The sequence below is a fragment of the Streptomyces sp. NPDC102279 genome, from assembly GCF_044766365.1.
Classification (GTDB): Bacteria; Actinomycetota; Actinomycetes; order Streptomycetales; family Streptomycetaceae; genus Streptomyces.
The window spans coordinates 349653-365857 of sequence record NZ_JBIWLU010000004.1; the positions used below are offsets into that span (position 1 = coordinate 349653).

At 70.1% G+C, this 16205-nt stretch carries 17 protein-coding genes; 10 read left to right on the plus strand and 7 right to left on the minus strand.

The window, feature by feature from the left end:
- The first annotated feature begins 81 nt into the window (after window positions 1-81).
- Entirely contained in the window at window positions 82-666 is a 585-nt protein-coding gene (locus ACIRQH_RS11490) for an isochorismatase family protein (RefSeq protein ID WP_388873307.1), read from the plus strand.
- Between the two features lie 219 nt (window positions 667-885).
- Entirely contained in the window at window positions 886-4011 is a 3126-nt protein-coding gene (locus tag ACIRQH_RS11495) for a discoidin domain-containing protein (protein ID WP_404225376.1), read from the plus strand.
- Window positions 4012-4161: 150 nt separating this feature from the next.
- On the opposite strand, the gene ACIRQH_RS11500 is transcribed toward ACIRQH_RS11495, so the two are convergent.
- Window positions 4162-4515 (minus strand): VOC family protein, encoded by a 354-nt coding sequence (locus ACIRQH_RS11500; protein ID WP_404225378.1) that lies wholly within the window; start codon window positions 4513-4515, stop codon window positions 4162-4164.
- A 269-nt stretch (window positions 4516-4784) separates the two neighbouring features.
- Between ACIRQH_RS11500 and ACIRQH_RS11505 the strand changes: the two genes are divergently transcribed.
- Window positions 4785-5390 (plus strand): dihydrofolate reductase family protein, encoded by a 606-nt coding sequence (locus ACIRQH_RS11505; RefSeq protein WP_388873298.1) that lies wholly within the window; start codon window positions 4785-4787, stop codon window positions 5388-5390.
- A 109-nt stretch (window positions 5391-5499) separates the two neighbouring features.
- Here the strand turns inward: ACIRQH_RS11505 and ACIRQH_RS11510 are convergent, their stop codons facing one another.
- Window positions 5500-6081 carry a GNAT family N-acetyltransferase gene (locus tag ACIRQH_RS11510; protein ID WP_358816110.1) on the minus strand — a complete coding sequence of 194 codons (582 nt, stop codon included), beginning with the start codon at window positions 6079-6081 and terminating at the stop codon, window positions 5500-5502.
- A gap of 258 nt (window positions 6082-6339) precedes the next feature.
- On the opposite strand from ACIRQH_RS11510, the gene ACIRQH_RS11515 reads away from it, so the two are divergent.
- A complete protein-coding gene (locus tag ACIRQH_RS11515; RefSeq protein WP_358816111.1) occupies window positions 6340-6879 on the plus strand; it encodes a TerD family protein in 540 nt (179 codons plus the stop codon).
- A gap of 9 nt (window positions 6880-6888) precedes the next feature.
- On the opposite strand, the gene ACIRQH_RS11520 is transcribed toward ACIRQH_RS11515, so the two are convergent.
- The gene (locus ACIRQH_RS11520) at window positions 6889-7947 is read right to left on the minus strand and encodes a PucR family transcriptional regulator (RefSeq protein ID WP_388873290.1); all 1059 of its coding nucleotides are present in this window, start codon (window positions 7945-7947) and stop codon (window positions 6889-6891) included.
- A 238-nt stretch (window positions 7948-8185) separates the two neighbouring features.
- On the opposite strand from ACIRQH_RS11520, the gene ACIRQH_RS11525 reads away from it, so the two are divergent.
- Together ACIRQH_RS11525 and ACIRQH_RS11530 are read left to right on the plus strand one after the other, a co-directional pair.
- The gene (locus tag ACIRQH_RS11525; protein WP_404225381.1) at window positions 8186-8620 is read left to right on the plus strand and encodes a hypothetical protein; all 435 of its coding nucleotides are present in this window, start codon (window positions 8186-8188) and stop codon (window positions 8618-8620) included.
- Window positions 8617-8742, plus strand: a complete 126-nt coding sequence (locus ACIRQH_RS11530) for a hypothetical protein (RefSeq protein WP_404225383.1) — start codon at window positions 8617-8619, stop codon at window positions 8740-8742. The genes ACIRQH_RS11525 and ACIRQH_RS11530 overlap by 4 nt, the downstream gene beginning before the upstream one ends.
- A gap of 9 nt (window positions 8743-8751) precedes the next feature.
- Here the strand turns inward: ACIRQH_RS11530 and ACIRQH_RS11535 are convergent, their stop codons facing one another.
- Both ACIRQH_RS11535 and ACIRQH_RS11540 read right to left on the minus strand, forming a co-directional pair.
- On the minus strand, window positions 8752-9150 hold the full coding sequence (locus ACIRQH_RS11535) for a hypothetical protein (protein WP_404225385.1): 399 nt from the start codon (window positions 9148-9150) through the stop codon (window positions 8752-8754).
- A 43-nt stretch (window positions 9151-9193) separates the two neighbouring features.
- Window positions 9194-9634 (minus strand): helix-turn-helix domain-containing protein, encoded by a 441-nt coding sequence (locus tag ACIRQH_RS11540; RefSeq protein WP_404225387.1) that lies wholly within the window; start codon window positions 9632-9634, stop codon window positions 9194-9196.
- 169 nt (window positions 9635-9803) lie between these two features.
- Between ACIRQH_RS11540 and ACIRQH_RS11545 the strand changes: the two genes are divergently transcribed.
- From ACIRQH_RS11545 to ACIRQH_RS11555, 3 genes are all read left to right on the plus strand, one after another.
- On the plus strand, window positions 9804-10568 hold the full coding sequence (locus ACIRQH_RS11545; RefSeq protein WP_404225389.1) for an SAM-dependent methyltransferase: 765 nt from the start codon (window positions 9804-9806) through the stop codon (window positions 10566-10568).
- A gap of 163 nt (window positions 10569-10731) precedes the next feature.
- Window positions 10732-11265: an AAA family ATPase gene (locus ACIRQH_RS11550; protein WP_404225391.1), complete on the plus strand. Its 534-nt coding sequence runs from the start codon at window positions 10732-10734 to the stop codon at window positions 11263-11265.
- Between the two features lie 389 nt (window positions 11266-11654).
- On the plus strand, window positions 11655-13631 hold the full coding sequence (locus ACIRQH_RS11555; RefSeq protein WP_404225717.1) for a glycosyl hydrolase family 28-related protein: 1977 nt from the start codon (window positions 11655-11657) through the stop codon (window positions 13629-13631).
- A 140-nt stretch (window positions 13632-13771) separates the two neighbouring features.
- Here the strand turns inward: ACIRQH_RS11555 and ACIRQH_RS11560 are convergent, their stop codons facing one another.
- Both ACIRQH_RS11560 and ACIRQH_RS11565 read right to left on the minus strand, forming a co-directional pair.
- The gene (locus ACIRQH_RS11560) at window positions 13772-14848 is read right to left on the minus strand and encodes a LacI family DNA-binding transcriptional regulator (RefSeq protein WP_404225393.1); all 1077 of its coding nucleotides are present in this window, start codon (window positions 14846-14848) and stop codon (window positions 13772-13774) included.
- A gap of 190 nt (window positions 14849-15038) precedes the next feature.
- Window positions 15039-15584 carry a hypothetical protein gene (locus tag ACIRQH_RS11565; RefSeq protein ID WP_404225395.1) on the minus strand — a complete coding sequence of 182 codons (546 nt, stop codon included), beginning with the start codon at window positions 15582-15584 and terminating at the stop codon, window positions 15039-15041.
- Between the two features lie 254 nt (window positions 15585-15838).
- On the opposite strand from ACIRQH_RS11565, the gene ACIRQH_RS11570 reads away from it, so the two are divergent.
- Window positions 15839-16192 carry a hypothetical protein gene (locus ACIRQH_RS11570; protein WP_404225397.1) on the plus strand — a complete coding sequence of 118 codons (354 nt, stop codon included), beginning with the start codon at window positions 15839-15841 and terminating at the stop codon, window positions 16190-16192.
- The last annotated feature ends 13 nt before the right edge of the window (window positions 16193-16205 follow it).

The following is a 16205-nucleotide window of genomic DNA, read 5'->3' on the forward strand; positions in this document are numbered from 1 at the left end:
TTGGGGCCATAGCGTTCCAGATGCAGCCCAACGCATCGCTGGGGCTGCCTCATTCACCGGAACACCGAAGGCGGTACCCCCGTGTCCAGAACGACGCTGCGCGAGCTCAACGGCTTCGACGAGACCCCCGCGAAGCTCGCCGACTCGACCCTGATCCTGATCGACTTCCAGAACACCTACACCCAGGGTGTGATGGAACTCGACGGATGGGAGGCCTCGCTCGAAGCCGCCGCCCAACTCCTGGCGCGGGCACGCCAGGAGGGCACCAAGATCGTGCACGTCATCAACGACGGTGGAGAGGGAACCCCGTACGACATCCGGGCCGATATCGGCGAGATCCACCCCCGCCTCGCACCTGCCGAGGGTGAGGCCGTGGTCGTCAAGCAGGTCCCCGACGCCTTCGTCGACACGGACCTCGGGGCGCACATCCCGCAGGGGCAGGACGTCGTCATCGCCGGCTGGATGACGCACATGTGCGTGGCGTTCACCGCACAGGGCGCGTTCCTGCGCGGCAACCGGCCCACGGTCGTCGCCGACGCCACCGCCACCCGCTCCCTGCCGGTGACCGGCACCGACCTCGACGCCTGCCAGGTCCACTACAGCGCCCTGGCCACCATCGCCGACCTGTACGGCGTCGTCGTTCCCTCCCACAAGGAGCTCATCTGATGAAGGCGTGCGGACAGCCGCCGCCCCGAGTGCCCCCGTCGACCTCTCGGCGGGGGCACCCGCACGGGTGCCGACCTGCCGGGACCGCGCCGACGTCCGGCACCCTGTCCTTCGGAAGGCAACGATCACTCCTGCCCCACCCCTTGACGAACAGACGATTCCGGACGAACAATTTCGGTCATCCGTCTGACAACGTTGTCTTATCGAAAGGCGCCCAGCGTGCCCGAGCCATCCCTGCATGTCGATCGCCGCCGTTTCGTCCAGCTTCTCGGCGCCGCCGCCCTCGCGGCGACCGTCCCCGTCACCCTCGGCAGCGGCACGGCGAGCGCCCAAGGACGTCCGGGCACGGCACGCGACACCACCGCGGAGACCTACTACCGCGTCCTGCTGAACCACACCCATTGGTCCGAGACGCAGTGGGACGAGACCCGCGGCTACTACACGGACAAGGACTTCGGCTTCGCCGTGGTGCTCGGCAACGCGGTTCTCCTCACCCACGGCACATACGACAGCGACAGCGCCGGGATCGACGAGAAGACGCTGAAGGACCGGACGATCGCGACGATCCAGCACTTCGCCGCGTCCAACCGGCTCACCGGCGGCACGCAGTGGGGCCGGACGCTGTTCTTCGACACCACCTTCCAGCTCTACTTCGTGCTGGCCGCACGGCTGCTGTGGGACGACCTCGACGAGGCCACCCGGACCCACGTCGACACGATCGCCCGTGAACAGGCCGCCTACACCACGGGCTTGGGGACCGGCGACGACCCGAACTCCGGCAGCTGGACCCCGCACGGTCTCCTCGGCGGCCACGAGGGCGACACCAAGCTCGAGGAGATGGGCGTCTACGCGCAGTCCCTCGCCCCAGGACTGGCCTGGGCGCCGGACGACGCGCGGCACGCCGACTGGGACAAGGCATTCGGCACCTGGTCCCGCAACGAGACCGGTCTGCCCCAGGCGGACCTGGTCAACCCGGCCCTTGTCGACGGCGTCCCCGTCTCCGACAACACGGCCCGCAACCTCTATGACACCTTCATCGTCGAGAACCACGGATCCTTCGGGCCGCACTACCAGGAAGAACTGTTCCGAACGTCCGGCCGCAACGCCGCCCACTTCATCACTGCCGGCCGCCCGTTGCCCCAGGTCCTCACCAACCAGCCGAACGCCGACCAGCTGTGGCGCACCCTGCTCGGGGTGATGAGTGACGCCGGCGAGCCGCTGATGCCGATGGTCAACGACCGCGAGCACCTCTACGGCCGTGACGTCATCCCCCTCGCCTTCCTCGCGCAGGTCGTCGGCGACCGCGCGGCGGCCCGGGCGGAAGTGGCGCTCGCCGAGCGGCTGGAGGCGTACCAGAAGTACCCGCCGGAGTACCGTCTGGCGAAGTTCTCCGGTGAGCCGAAGTACGAGCCCGAGGCCCGCGCGGAGGTGGCCATCAGCTACCTCCTGCACCTGTGGGCCGCGAGCCAGGGCCGCACGGTGCGCCCCCTGACCTCGGAGGAACTGTTCCAACACGCCTCGGGGGTCACCGACTTCGGCACCGTTCCCGGCCTGGTGTCCCACCAGTCGACCGGCGCCTGGGCGGGCGCCGTGACCAAGCCGGGCTTCGTGAAGTTCGCCTGGCAACCGGCCCACGACGACTGGCTGTTCAAGCTCAGCGGCGCCAACCCCATGTTCCTGCCCAGCACCGCCGCGCAGGTGACCGGCCGCCAGGTGCGGACGTACAGCACGGTCCGCGACGGGTTCGACGGCAGCGCCACCGTGGTGCGCCTGAGCACCGGCCGGGCGGGCCTGACCACCCTGCCCTCGGGCGCCGTCGTCTACGCGACGACCGGCGTAGCGGCGGGGGAGGGGCATCTGGAGATCCACAACCTCACCATGCCGGGCATGGCGGGCCTCACGGGTTCACGCACCTACCGCTTCGCCGAGGGCAGCGCCACCGTGACCGCCCAGGACGCTCGACCGGCCGCCGCCACCCCGCGCGTGGATGAGGTCACCTTCGCGAAGACCGAGGTCGGCCACCTGCGCATGATCGGCGTCCTGCCCGACCCGACATACGGCTACTCCCTCTACGCCTTCGAGGCCCGCGAGGGTTCGGACGGCACCGACCTCGCCCGGAGCGGGACGGCGACCGCCTCCTCGTACGACACCGGCAAGCAACCGGCCCTGGCGGTGGACGGAAACGCCACGAGCCGATGGGCGGTTTCCAAGGCTGACCGGTCCCGGGCGGACAGCTGGATCGCCGTCGACCTCGGAGCGACGCACACGGTGGACCGCGTCACCCTCCGCTGGGAGGCCGCGGCCGGACGCGCCTACACCGTGCAGGGATCGGCCGACGGCAAGCAGTGGAACGACCTCGTCTCCTGGCCCGAGCCCGACGTCTCCAGCGCGGGCGGCTGGCTCGACGTCGACGGCCGGGCCGGCCTCGTCGTCCGGGGATCGAAGCAGCCGCTCGCGGTGTACGGCGACACGATCGTCCTGGCCGACGGCCCGGCAACGCCACTGCTGGCAGAGGGCTTTCCCGGTATATCCACCGACAAGCTCCGCGACCTCGCGCGCGGTGCCGCTCCGCGGGCCGAGGACGACAGCGTCCGCGCGGCCCTCACCGAGGACCACCTCAGCCTGTTCAACCTGTCCGAACAGCAGGTGACGACGCGTGTCGACATCCCGCAAGCCGGCTCGCGCACGTCCCTGTTCGAGGGACGCCAGACCCTCACCGCGCAAGGCAGCACCTACGAGGCCGATCTTGACGCCGCCACGGCCGAACTCCTGCCTCCGCGCATGGAGGTGAGCCCGGCCTTCGGAGGAAGGCTGCCCGCCGGACTCCGGGCCGAAGTCGTCGACGCCGCCACCGTGCGATTCACCGGTCCGTCCTGCCGCCTCCGGGTCACCGGCCAGGGGCACAGCGAGGTGGCGGAGGTACGCGCGGGCCGCACCACCACCGTCACCCTGCGGGGCGCCGAGGCCTATCCGCTGGGCGACCTCGCCCTGGGGCGCACGGTCTTCCCGACCCGTCCGCTCCCGCCCGGCATGTCGGACCCGTCGGCCGCCGTCGACGGGGACCCGCACACGGCCTGGACACCCGGCCCGGACGGCCGCATGGTCGTCGACCTCGGCGCCGAGCGCCCCGTCCAGGAGATCCGCACGGAGTGGACCGGCGGTCGCGTTCCGGGTCTGAAGGCGGAACTCAGCAGCGACGGCCTGACGTATACGCAGGCCGGTCAACTCACCGGACACGGCAGGAGCCGTCGGCTCACCGCCAACGGCACCGCCCGATACGTGGCACTCGCGACCGACGCGGGCAAACCGGGCGGCGCCCGGCTGACCAGCATCTCCGTACGCTGACCGATTCCCGCAGGCCGACCGACACCCTGACAGCGGAACTCCCCTCCATCCGAGGGGAGTTCCGCTGTCAGGTGCTCAGGTGCTCAGGTGCTCAGGTGCTCAGGTGCCAGTCGACTTGCGACGTGAACGGGGAGATCGTCGAGGGCGGGCTCAGGCGGGCTGCCACAGCTCGATCTTGTTGCCCTCGGGATCGGTGACCCAGCCGAACCGACCGACACCCTCCATGTCCTGCGTCTCCTCAGCGACGTCCGCCCCCTTGGCCCGCAGTTGCGCGAGCATCGCCTCCAGGTCGCGGACGCGGAAGTTGAGCATGGTCTGCTGAGCAGGGGACCCGAAGTAGTCGGTCTCGGACTCGAACGGCGCGAACACCGTCGGCCCGGCCTCCTGCTGCCACAGGCCGTTCTCCTTGGTGTTGAGTCCCAGACAGTCGCGGTACCAGGCGCTCAGAGACGCCGGGTCGGCGGCGCGCATGAAGTACCCACCGATTCCAAGCACATGTTCCATGACGCAATCCTGCCAGGACACGGCGATCGGGCGGGCCGGCACCACGCGTCGAACGCCGCTCGCCTGTCGTGTCGCGGGAGGGACGCGGCCCCACAGGGGTGAATACTCCAGCCGCGCCGACCACCTGGCGGCCTTCCGGAGAGTGGCCGGGGCGATCGCTATGTTGGCGGGGCTCGGCCCTCCCGGCCGGCAGCAGCCGACGACATCCCCCTTCACCACCCGGCACCAGCGTGATCCCCCACGATCCCCAGCAACAGCGCAGGAGCAGCATGAGCAAGGTCTTCAGCGCCCACGCCGTCTCGGTCGACGGCTACATCAGTGGCCGCATTCCCGAAGGTCAGGAGGAGTTCGGCAGCGGACTCGGTGACGCGTCGATGCTCTTCGACTGGTACTTCGGCGGTGACACGTCGAGCGAGTCCTTCGACGGGTTCCGTCTCAGCGAACCCAGCGCCCGGTTCTTCGACGCCGTCGCGGGACGCGTGGGGGCGACGGTCGCTGGGCGCACCACCTACGAGCACTCCCGTCATTTCGGCGGCGGCGGACCGCACCCGACAGCGCCGCTCTTCGTCCTCAGCCACCGCCCGGCGCCCGAGATCACCGGGTCACAGACGCTCGTGACCACCGGCGTCGAGGACGCGGTGGCGGCGGCACGCGAGGCCGCGCAGGGCAAAGACGTCGCCCTCATGGGAGGCGGCGTGCTGTCGTCCGCGCTGGAGGCGGGCCTCGTGGACGAGGTGATCCTCCACCAGGTGCCGGTCCTCCTGGGAGGCGGTCGCCCCTTCTTCCACGAGCTCCCGAGCCATGTGGACCTGCGTCTCCTGCAGACGATCCCGGCACCCGGCGTGACGCACCTCCACTACGAGGTGATCCGGTAGTCCTCGTCACCCGCGCCGTGAAGGGGCCGCACGGATGCGGGTCGGGGCGGCCGACGGAGCCACTGCCGTAGAGGCCCCGGCCCCCGGCGGAGTCCGCGCTCCATCGGGTTCACCGGAGGGGTTCGCGCCGGTCTCGATCGCCCTTCCACTCGTGGGCGAGTGTCGCGTAGACGTACTCGCCGGCCCAGCGCTCGCCGTCGAGGTCGTTCTCGACGAAGTGCGCTTCGCGGCGCATACCGAGCCGCTCGCACACCCGCACCGAACCGCTGTTGAGCACGTCGAGGCGCGCGAAGAGCCGGTGAACCTTCAGCTCCGTGAAGGCGAGTGAGGCAGCCGCCCGTGCGGCCTCGGTGGCGTAACCCCGGCCGCCGTACGCGGGATGGAAGACCCAGCCGATCTCTGCCTGGCGGGCCCGCGCGCTCGCCAGTTTGAGAACGATCTCGCCGACGACCGTCGTCCCGCCCGTCTCGCACACGGCCACCACCAGGTCGTCGCCGTCCTCGGCCCACGCCGTCCCGGCCGCGCGCCGCGTGAGACTCCGGGCGCACTGGTCGCGGGTGAGCGGCGCGCGGAAGAGGTAGCGGGCGACGCCGGGCAGGCTCTGATACGCGTGCAGGGCGTCGAGGTCGTCCGGCGTGAACCGGCGCAGAGTGAGCCGTTCGGTCACAACGGGCAGTGAGAGCCGGAACATCGGCCTGGTCTCCTCGTCCTCGGCAGCCCCGCCAGCGTAAAGGACCCTTCGTCGAGCGATGCCGGCCACCCGGCGGCGGGCACGACCGGCTCCGGAGCAACGGGACGGGGCGGCGGGACCGTCCGGTGAGGGGCGGCCGGGGACCCGTCCCGGCGTCCTGAAAGCCGCCTACCGATCGACCTGCACGAACAGCCGTGCGCGGAGGGATACTTGACGGCGTGGATACGCGTTCCATACAGGTTCGGTTCAGGGGAGGCGATGTCCGTGAGCGGTGTCGGCAATGGGCTCGCGAAGGTCCAGGTGAAGCTCCGCTGGGATCCCAGTCCCTGGGGGGAGCCGCCCCGTCACCTCGACATCATGGCGGCGACCTATTCCGCCGGGCAGCCGCACGGGCGGCCGGTGTACGTCGTCCACACCGAGAGCCGGTCGCCGGACGGCACCATCAACATGAGCCGCCACAGTGAGACCGGCCAGGGGCTCGGCTTCGTCGAGGTGATGGTCCTGGAACTCGACCGGCTGGCGTCGTCGTACGCGCGCGTCGTGGTGGGTGTGGCCATCCACCAGGACCAGGGCGCCCTGACGTTCGGCGACATCAAGAACGCGGGGGTGCTGGTCGCCGAGGACTACAGGGAACTGATGACGGACGACCTCGCCCGGGTCGCGGCATCGAACGCCACGACCATCGCGGAGTTCACCAGGGACGGCTCCGGGCCCTGGTCGCTTCAGGAGACGGTCCGTGGTTTCGACGGCTCGCCGACGGCGTTCGCCGCGGAGATGGGCAACGTCTGGCAGACATGAACCGGACGGTCAGAGGGCCTCTGCCGGCCAGTCCAGCAGGCGCGCCCCGATCACGGCCGTCTGGAGCATGTAGCGATCGGCGGGGTCGGCCGGGTTGGCGCCGGTGAGCTTGTGGATGCGCTCCAGGCGGTACGTCAGGGCGCGCACGCTCAGGGTCAGGCGGCGGGCCGCCTCGGCGGCGACGCAGCCGCAGTCGAAGTACGCGGTAAGGGTGTCGAGGAGAGGCCGGGCGCCGCCGCGTGCCGTGGTGAGGGGGGCGAGGGCGTCCAGCACGAGGTCGGCCATGGCCTGGCGGTCCCGGGTCAGGACGGGGTAGACGAGTAGGTCGGCGGCCCGCAGCACCGGTTCGTCGAGGCCCAGACGCTCCCCCAGTTCCAGGGCGTTGAGCGCTTCCTCGTAGGAATGGACGACGCCACCGGGGCCCGGCTGAGGCCGGCCGATTCCGATCCGCCCGCCGTCGATGGCGGCGTACGCCAGTTTCGCGAAGTAGGCGAGCACGTCGTCCTGATGGCCGGGGGCGACGCACACCAGCCGCCCGTCCTTGGTGGTGGTGAGGATGTCGCGGGCGCCGAACCGGCCCATGAGCGCGTGCTCGACCTTCCGGGGTGCGGGATCGCCCTCCTCGTAGGCCGAGGGGCCCTCCGCGACGGCGACGGCGTGGTCGTGGGACAGCCGCAGGCCGAACCGTTCGGAGCGCTCGGCGAGGCGGCCCAGGTCGCTGCGTCCGTAGAGCAGGTCGTCGATGAACTCGCGGCGGGCCGCCTCTTCCTGGCGAACGGCCTGGCGCTGAGCGCGCTCGAAGCCCTCGGCGAAGGCGTCTATCACCTGCTGCACGGCGAAGAGTGCCATGTCGGCGGAACCGGCGGAGTGCGGCCAGGCGGAACGTGCCGCCGTGAGGTGTTCGCTGACGAGGCTGCGCAGCCTGTGGCCGGCCTCGGCGGCCTGCTCGCCCAGGGCGCGCCGGGACTCGATCTCCTCCCGGGTCAGGCGGCGGCCCGTGGACGAGATGTCGGCCAGGATCTCCGTATAGCCGTGCAGATAGTGCACGGGATTGTCCCGGCCGGTCACGTCGCCCCCGAATTCTTGACGCGCCGGTGACGAGTTCTTAGCGGCTCACCGGCATGGAGACCCTAGTGAACACTGCCGGGATTCGGCAATGCGCGTCCGTGGGCGGGGCGGGCACCATGACGTCCGGGGAGCACTGCGAAGGGTTCTGGTGCCGGACACCGGCAGGTGGTGTCCGGCACGGAACCCGGAGGGGAGCGGTGCGCCCCCCGGTCACGGCCGGCGAGGGAGGGGGGCGGAGATGCGGATGTTCGTCGAGGCGGCCACGGGTCTGCCCGGCGTTCTGTTCACCGCCGCCCTCGTCGTGGCCGCGTGCTTCTGGCTGTCGGCCGCGTTCGGGGTCGTCGCCGTGAACAGCTTCGACACGGACGTCGACCTCGACGCGTGGGGCATGGGCGGAGTGCCGGTGGCGGTCGCCGTGTCCCTGCTGGCGGCGCTCGCCTGGCTCCTCGACACCGGCCTCGCTCTTCTCATCATCCTCGCGGCGACTCCGGGAGCCACCGCGGGTGTTCTGCGCCTGGTGGCATCCGTGGGTGCGCCGCTCGTCGCCTGGTGGCTGACTTGCCTGTCCGTACGACCCCTGCGCGCGGCCGCCGGCAGTCCCGCGGCCGACCCCCGCCACGTTCTCGCCCCTCCTGGCCCGCAGCGCGCGGCCGGGCGACAGGAGCCGTCATGACGTACTTCATCGCACCGCTCGCCACCGCTCTCTTCTTCGTCGCGATCAGCACGGCCGTCCTGGTCCGCCGGGACCGGAGACAGATGGCCCATCAGTGGTCGCTCCCGCGCGGGAGCGAGTGACGAGTGGTCTCAGCCGGACAGGTACCGACTCAGTACGTCGGCCTCGCGTCGGAGCCGAAGGGCCGCGTCGCGCTGACCGTAGGTGTCGTATCGATCGGCTTCGCCGGCGCGGTCGTCGATCTGTGACTGCAGGAGGTTGCGAACGTCGTCGACGGACAGGACGCGGCGTTCCGCTTCCGTTGAACCGACCCCGTTCCGGGCGCCGGCGACGTGTTCGCTCACCGCGTGAGATGCGGACCGCGTGGGTGCCTCCACGGCCTCGGCGTTGTCGATGACCCCGATGGCGGTGCGCAACGCGGTGACCGCCTCGGTCCGGCGCGCCTTCATCGCGGCGACGAGATCGGCACGCAGCAGCGACCGGAGCGCCTTGGCGTCTTCGGGGGCGGGCTTGTCCGGGTTTCCGGTCATTCCTGGTCTCCGTCCGTCGAGGACTGCTGGATCGAGAGGACGTTCACAGTTCCGATTCCGTGAACGATCCGATGAGGCCGACCAGCGTGGCCGTGTCGTCGGCGCTGCCGATGGCGACGAACTTCGCGGAGTTCCGCTGCTCGTCGTAGAGGGTCTCCAGGTGCAGGCGTGCCCCGCGCCCCGGACGGGTCGCCGCCGCGCTCGTCACGAGCGTGCTCAGCCGGGACATCGCCACCCTGTCGATCCCGTCGACCTGCACGACGGCTGTCACCTCGACGCGCGGTGGCCCGCTCACCGTGGCGGCCGGCGGCGCCGGCGTGCGGCCCTCGGTGAGGGAGTCCACGTCCGCTGCGGCGATCCGGTACTGCTTGCCGATCCGCACGGCGGGCAAGCGGCCGTCCCGCACGTAACCGCGAACCGTGCGGACGTGGAGGCCGAGCATCTCGGCGACCTCTTCCGTCGAGTACAACGCTGAATCCGTCATGACTCCGCAAACGTCCTCAACAATCCGTATCTTGCCTCAAGAGGTGAGCCTATACGGAAGTATAGGGTTGTCGCGGCGATGTGCCGGTTGCCTACCGTGATCCCCCGCGGACCTTGGGCCAGGGGGAAACGGGTTGTGCCTGTCTCGGTGACCGGCTTGGTTCGTGCTCGTGACCGACCTGAGTGCTCTCGTACGTCCGGACCGGTATCCGCGCTCGTCCCGCTACGACCCCGCCTGGCTGCTCGACCTCGACATGGGGCCCAACCCGTTGTGGCTGCTGGAGGACCTGGCCGGGACACTCGATCTGCGCCCCGGGATGCGGATTCTCGACCTCGGCTCGGGCAAGGGGGCCACGTCGGTGTTCCTGGCCCGCGAGTTCGGCGCCGAGGTGGCCGCGGCCGACTGGTGGATCGCCTCCGAGGACGCGGCAGCCGTCTTCGCCGCCGCGGGGGTCGGTGACCGGGTGACGGCCGTGCGGGCCGAAGCGCACGCGCTGCCGTTCGAGGAGGAGAGCTTCGACGCCATCGTGAGCGTGGACGCGTTCGAGTACTTCGGTACGGCGGACAGCTATCTGCCCTACCTGTCGCGGTTCCTCCGGCGCGGCGGCCAACTGGGCATGGCCACCCCGGCCATGACGCGCGAGGTCCGTGAACTCGGGGCCGTCCCGCCCCACATCAAGAAGGTGGTCGGCTGGGAGGCGATCGCCTGGCACACGGCGGAGTGGTGGCGTTTCCAGTGGGAGATCACCGGGTTGGTGGAGGTCACTTCGGCGCGTTTGCAGGCAGACGCCTGGGAGGACTGGCTGCTGTGGGCCCGGGCCGGCGCGGCGCGTGGTCCCGATGGCGCGAGCGCGAACGCGCCCGTCATCGAGATGCTCACCGCGGACGCCGGAGAGTTCCTCTCCTTCGCGCTGATCACCGCGCGGAAGCACTGACGGAGTCCGCGCCCGCCGCCGGTTGGTCATTTCGGCCGGGATCGGACAGGCCGCCTCCGAGGCCCGTGCTCGGTCACTCGGGTGGCCGGCCTGAGGCCGTCGCGTCACGGGCATGCTGACCTGGAACTGCCGTGCCGATGCGGGGGATTGGTGGTCAGTGGTGATGGTGGGCAGCGTGGAGTCCCGGCTGGTGCTCCTGCGGGGGAACAGTGCCTCGGGAAAGTCGTCCGTGGCCGCCGGCCTTCGTGACCGCTTCGGCCGGGGGCTGGCTCTCGTAGGACAGGACAACCTGCGGCGCCTCGTGCTGCGCGAACGGGACCGGCCGGGTGCGGCGAACATCGGTCTGATCGATCTGACGGCCCGGTACGCACTGGACGCCGGGTACCACGTGGTCGTGGAGGGCATCCTCCACGCCGACCACTACGGGGACATGCTCGCCGGACTGTGCGCCGATCATCGCGGGAAGACCCACGCCTACTACTTGGACGTGCCGTTCGCCGAGACGCTCACCCGGCACGCCACGAAGCCGATCGCCGACGATGTCGACGAGGCGCAGTTGCGCGACTGGTACCGGCCGCGCGACCTTCTGCCCGGTGCCGTGGAAACGGTCGTCGGTGCGGACAGCACCCTCCACGGAACGGTCGACCGCGTGATGCTCGACACCGGTCTGGCCCACTTGCCGGCCATTGACCGCTGACAGCGCAGGAGCGACGCTCCGCTGTGCCGTGGACCGCAAGAAATCGATGAAAGAACGCAGAATACGAACTGGATGATGGAAAGACGCGTCCGGCGTCTTGTCGGGCTGCCCCGCTACGTCCTACTGTCACCGCACCGGCACGGCCTCTGCCTCCTGCCGCCCGCCCAGTGGCGTGCGGGCCAACTCCCCTCGTAGACACCGCTCGTCCGCTCCTGTTCGACCGTGCTCGGCCCTCGTTCCTCGCCCCTCGTCCGTCCTCGTTCGTCCGTCCCGAAAGAAGCGAGAATCTGATGTCGCGGTACAGCACAGACGGGGCTGCGGAGCGGGTCCGCAGCCGCGCGCGAAGACCGGTCGGAGCCGCCGCGGCAGTGACCGCGGCAGCCGTCGGAATGGTCCTCGGCCTCGGCTCCCCGGCACCGGCGGCCGGCGGACAGGGCAGCGGCGCGGGCACTCCGGTGGTGACGCGGGCCGGCCTCGATCCCGCCCTCGTCGCGGGACGCGGCGCCGCCGTGGACTTCGCCGAACAGGAGGCGGAGAACGCGTCGACGAACGGCACGATCATCGGCCCCGACCGCGCCGCCTACACCCTGCCCTCCGAGGCCTCCGGGCGTACCGCGGTGCGCCTGAAGCCGGGCGAGCACGTCGAGTTCACCCTGCCGCGCGACGCCAACGCGCTCACCGTGCGCTACAGCCTCCCCGACGCGCCCCGAGGCGGCGGCATCACCGCGCCTCTCGACGTCGCCGTCGACGGCAGACACCGCTCGACGATGACGCTCACCTCGCAGTACTCCTGGCTCTACAACCAGTACCCGTTCAGCAACGACCCCCAGGCCGACCTGCTGCACCCGGACTGGTGGATCACGGAGTGCGGATGCGTACCCGCCGCCACCACCCCGACTCCGGTCATCGACAAGCCGTTCAGGCCCAGCCACTTCTACGACGAGCAGCGGCTCCTGCTCGGCAAGCGCTACGAGGCGGGCGACACCGTCCGTCTCACCGCGCCCAAGGGCAGCGCAGCGGCCTGGACCGTGATCGACCTGCTCGACACGCAGCTCGTCGCGGCGCCGCACATCGAGCTGCGCGCGGCGAACGTCCTCGCGTTCGGTGCCGACCCCACCGGCCGGCGTGACGCGGGCGACGCGTTCGACCGGGCCATCGCGTACGCCAAGAAGCACCACCTCAAGGTGTACCTGCCGCCGGGCACGTACCAGGTGAACCGGCACATCGTCGTGGACGACGTGACGATCGTCGGTGCGGGAAACTGGTACACCATCGTCAAGGGACACCAGGTCACCCTCGGCACCCCGGCCCCGGACGGCTCGGTCCACACCGGCGTCGGCTTCTACGGCAAGGACGCGGCGGACGGCGGCAGTCACGACGTCCACCTGTCCGGCTTCGCCGTCGAGGGCGACGTCCGTGAACGCATCGACACCGACCAGGTCAACGCCGTGGGCGGTGCGCTCAGCGACTCGACGATCGACGGCCTCTATCTGCACCACACCAAGGTCGGCATGTGGTTCGACGGTCCGATGACACGCCTGCGCATCACGCGCAACGTGATCGCCGACCAGATCGCCGACGGCCTCAACTTCCACACCGGCGTCACCGATTCCACCGTCTCGGACAGCTTCGTCCGCAACACCGGTGACGACGGTCTGGCCATGTGGTCGGAGAAGACCGGCAACGCGCGCAACGTCTTCTCCCACAACACCGTGCAGACCCCCGTCCTCGCCAACGGCATCGCTCTCTACGGCGGTACCGACAACAAGATCACCGGCAACCTCATCGCCGACCCCATCAGGGAGGGCAGCGCCATCCAGGTCGGCTCCCGCTTCGGCGCGGAACCGTTCGCCGGGCACCTGTGGATCACGGACAACACCACCGTCCGCTCAGGGCCGTTCGAACTCAACTGGAAGATCGGTCTCGGCGCCATCTGGTTCTACGCCCTGGAGCGGGACATCGACGCCGACATCCAGGTCACCGGCGACCACTTCCTCGACAGCACCTACAACGCGGTGATGCTGGTCTCCGACTTCCCGGTGAAGGACAAGTACGCCATCCGCGGCGTCCACTTCAAGGACATTCGCGTGGACGGCACCGGCACGTCGGTGCTCAGCGCCCGCTCCGCCGGTTCGGCGTCCTTCGAGAACGTGGACGCCCGCAACGTCGGTGCGGTCGGCATCAACAACTGCGGATCGTTCAACTTCCCGGCCACAGGATCCGAGTTCGCGGTGCAGGACCTCGGCGGCAACGACGGTGGCGGCACGACGGGCGCCTGGATGGCGTCCTGGGAACTCCCGAACACCATCACCTGCGACGACCGGCCTCCGGTAGTCGCACCGCCGGCCCCGACACCGTGGCCGTAGGTGTCCGTCACTGATGCGCAAGGGTGCGCACAGTCGCCGTCAGCAGGCGTCGACTGTGCGTACCCGTGCGCCCGCTGTTCCGCACGAGTGGAAGGCGCGGTCAGTCAGGGCCTTGGCTCAGTCCGAGCGGCCGGGGGCGGTCACTCTTCAGGAGCGGATCTCCGCCGGGCCGTACTCGCGCGCACGATGAGCTCAGGCGCCACCGTCAGGTGCGTCGACTCGCTCGTCCTGCCCTCGATGTGGTCCAGAAGCAGCCCGATGCTGCTGCGGCCGAGCGACGCGAAGTCCTGACGGATCGTGGTGAGCGGGGGAGGGAAGAACTCCGCCTCGGGGATGTCGTCGAAGCCCGCGACGGCCACGTCCTCCGGTGTACGAAGACCCGCCTCCCGGAACGCGCGCAGTACGCCGAGAGCCATCTGGTCGTTCGCGACGAACACCGCCGTCGGGCCCCCTCTCTGCCCCGGCGAGGCCAGGACCCGGCCCGCGAGCTGCTGGCCGGCCCGATAGCCCGAGAGCGGACTCCAGTCGCCACGCAGCGGCGGCGGCACCTCGGCACCGGCTTCGCGCAGCGCGCTCTCCCACCCCTCGGTACGGGCCTCGCTCTCCAGCCAGTCATGCGGCCCCGCGACATGCCACACAGTCGAATGGTCCGACGCGAGAAGATGCTCCGTAAGCATGCGGGCACCGAGAAGCTGGTCCAGCGACACCCCCGGCAGGTCCAGCGTGTGGCCGCCCTCGACGGTGACCACGGGACAGGGTGCCGCCAGCGACGCAAGCGCCCGCACCGCGGCCCGTTGCGGTGTGACGGCGACGATCCCCTCGACGCCCCACTCCGCAAGGTGGTGCATGGCCTCGGCGAGGGCTCCCTGCGTCGCGGTCCGAAGGGTGACCGCGGAGGTGAGGTAGCCGCGGTCCCGCGCCGCTTCCTGGACTCCGGCGAGCGTGCTGGCCGGACCGTAGAGAGTGGTGTTCACCGCCATGACGCCCAACGTGTGGGTCCGGCGGGTCGCGAGAGCCCGCGCGGCAGAGTTCCGCCGATACCCGAGCTGTTTTATGACCTGTGTCACCGCCGCACGCGTCTTGGCGCTGACGTTCGGATGGTCACTGAGCACGCGTGAAACCGTCTGGTGGGACACGCCGGCGACGCGTGCGACGTCCGTCATCGTGGGCGCTCGCGAGACGTCGGGGAGCTGGGTCAACGCTCTTCCTCTTCTCATCGACCGACGCTCCCAAGGTATCGAACCACTCGCTCGCACCACAGGTGGCGGACCGGCCGGAGGGAGGTCGAAGGGCGTGCTCGTCGGCGGTCCTTCCGTCCTGCGGCCGATAGGCGAGGACATCCGCCCGCTCCGCCACGGGACTTGAGTCCCTTGCGTGCCGGTGTTCGCGGTCGGGGGAGTCCTACGGTCAGACCATGGTGTGAACGACGGACGCCTCGCGGCCTGTCACCGGGGCCGGCTGGGCTCGGACAGTCATCCGGCTCCGTACGAAGATCGTGGCCAGCCTGGTGACCACCTCGGTGAGCGCCATCAGGACGAACGCGGCGACCCAGGCATGGTCGCTGGTGATGTGGTGGGCGACGCTGAAGCGGGCGACATCGTCGCTGCCGCCGCCGTGTTCGACCCACAGTTGGAAGCCCATCCGGGCCCCCATGCCGACCACCCACAGGATCGCCGAGACCGCACCGGCCTTGATCAACAGGTGTCCGCCCGCGGAGCGTATGCGTGTGTAGACGCCACCGGCGACACCGAGCGCGGCGCCTGCGCCCATCAGCGTGCCGATCAGCACCAGGTTGTTGCCAGCCGTGGGGATGGAGTCGAGGTACGTATGCGCCACGAACGCCACGATGCCCAGCGGGATGAGGAAGGACTTGAGATCGAGACGGCCCTCCCGCAGCTGCCGGAACACAACGAGAATCAGGGCGATGTCGGTGAACCAATCGGATGTCGTCATGCCCCCAAGCCTGCTGTGACAGGCCCTTCGATGCCTGGACCCGAGGGTGGAATCCCGGGTGGAGATCTCCTGCTCATCGACGTCCACCCTGCGGGGGAGACCCGCACCGACCCGAGTGCGTCACGTGGTCGGGGCGGCGGTGCTCGATTGCGGGGGGCCAGAAACTCCCTCGCTCCGCCGGGAGGCCGCACGTAGTGTCGTGGGCTCCCGGCCGGCCCGATCGCGCAGGCCACCGAACGTACGAGGACGATTCCGTGACCGGTCAGCGAGCGACAACAACCCTGTGGCGTCCGACCGGCCCCACGGAACTGGAGCTGGTGCGCGCCCTCGACTGGCGGGCGTGGCCACCCAGGCTCCCGGAGCAGCCGATCTTCTACCCCGTCCTCAACGAGGACTACGCCATCAAGATCGCGCGTGACTGGAACGTGAAGTACGACGGTGCCGGCTACGTGACCCGGTTCGAGGTCGCGTCGGAGTTCGTGCAGCGGTATCCCGTCCAACAAGCGGGCGGACAGACGATCCTTGAGCTGTGGGTACCGGCCGAGGAGCTTGACGAGTTCAACAGCCACATCGTCGGCGCGATCCACGTGGTCCACGAGTTCCGCTGATTCGGCAGGAGTC

Bases quoted from the DNA above. Each gene is read 5' to 3' on its own strand.
- ACIRQH_RS11540 (WP_404225387.1), bottom strand. From the start codon at position 9,634: ATGACGGATTCAGCGTTGTACTCGACGGAAGAGGTCGCCGAGATGCTC.
- ACIRQH_RS11505 (WP_388873298.1), top strand. From the start codon at position 4,785: ATGAGCAAGGTCTTCAGCGCCCACGCCGTCTCGGTCGACGGCTACATC.
- ACIRQH_RS11550 (WP_404225391.1), top strand. From the start codon at position 10,732: ATGGTGGGCAGCGTGGAGTCCCGGCTGGTGCTCCTGCGGGGGAACAGT.
- ACIRQH_RS11555 (WP_404225717.1), top strand. From the start codon at position 11,655: ATGGTCCTCGGCCTCGGCTCCCCGGCACCGGCGGCCGGCGGACAGGGC.
- ACIRQH_RS11510 (WP_358816110.1), bottom strand. From the start codon at position 6,081: ATGTTCCGGCTCTCACTGCCCGTTGTGACCGAACGGCTCACTCTGCGC.
- ACIRQH_RS11515 (WP_358816111.1), top strand. From the start codon at position 6,340: ATGTCCGTGAGCGGTGTCGGCAATGGGCTCGCGAAGGTCCAGGTGAAG.
- ACIRQH_RS11535 (WP_404225385.1), bottom strand. From the start codon at position 9,150: ATGACCGGAAACCCGGACAAGCCCGCCCCCGAAGACGCCAAGGCGCTC.
- ACIRQH_RS11565 (WP_404225395.1), bottom strand. From the start codon at position 15,584: ATGACGACATCCGATTGGTTCACCGACATCGCCCTGATTCTCGTTGTG.
- ACIRQH_RS11500 (WP_404225378.1), bottom strand. From the start codon at position 4,515: ATGGAACATGTGCTTGGAATCGGTGGGTACTTCATGCGCGCCGCCGAC.
- ACIRQH_RS11525 (WP_404225381.1), top strand. From the start codon at position 8,186: ATGCGGATGTTCGTCGAGGCGGCCACGGGTCTGCCCGGCGTTCTGTTC.
- ACIRQH_RS11560 (WP_404225393.1), bottom strand. From the start codon at position 14,848: ATGAGAAGAGGAAGAGCGTTGACCCAGCTCCCCGACGTCTCGCGAGCG.
- ACIRQH_RS11530 (WP_404225383.1), top strand. From the start codon at position 8,617: ATGACGTACTTCATCGCACCGCTCGCCACCGCTCTCTTCTTCGTCGCG.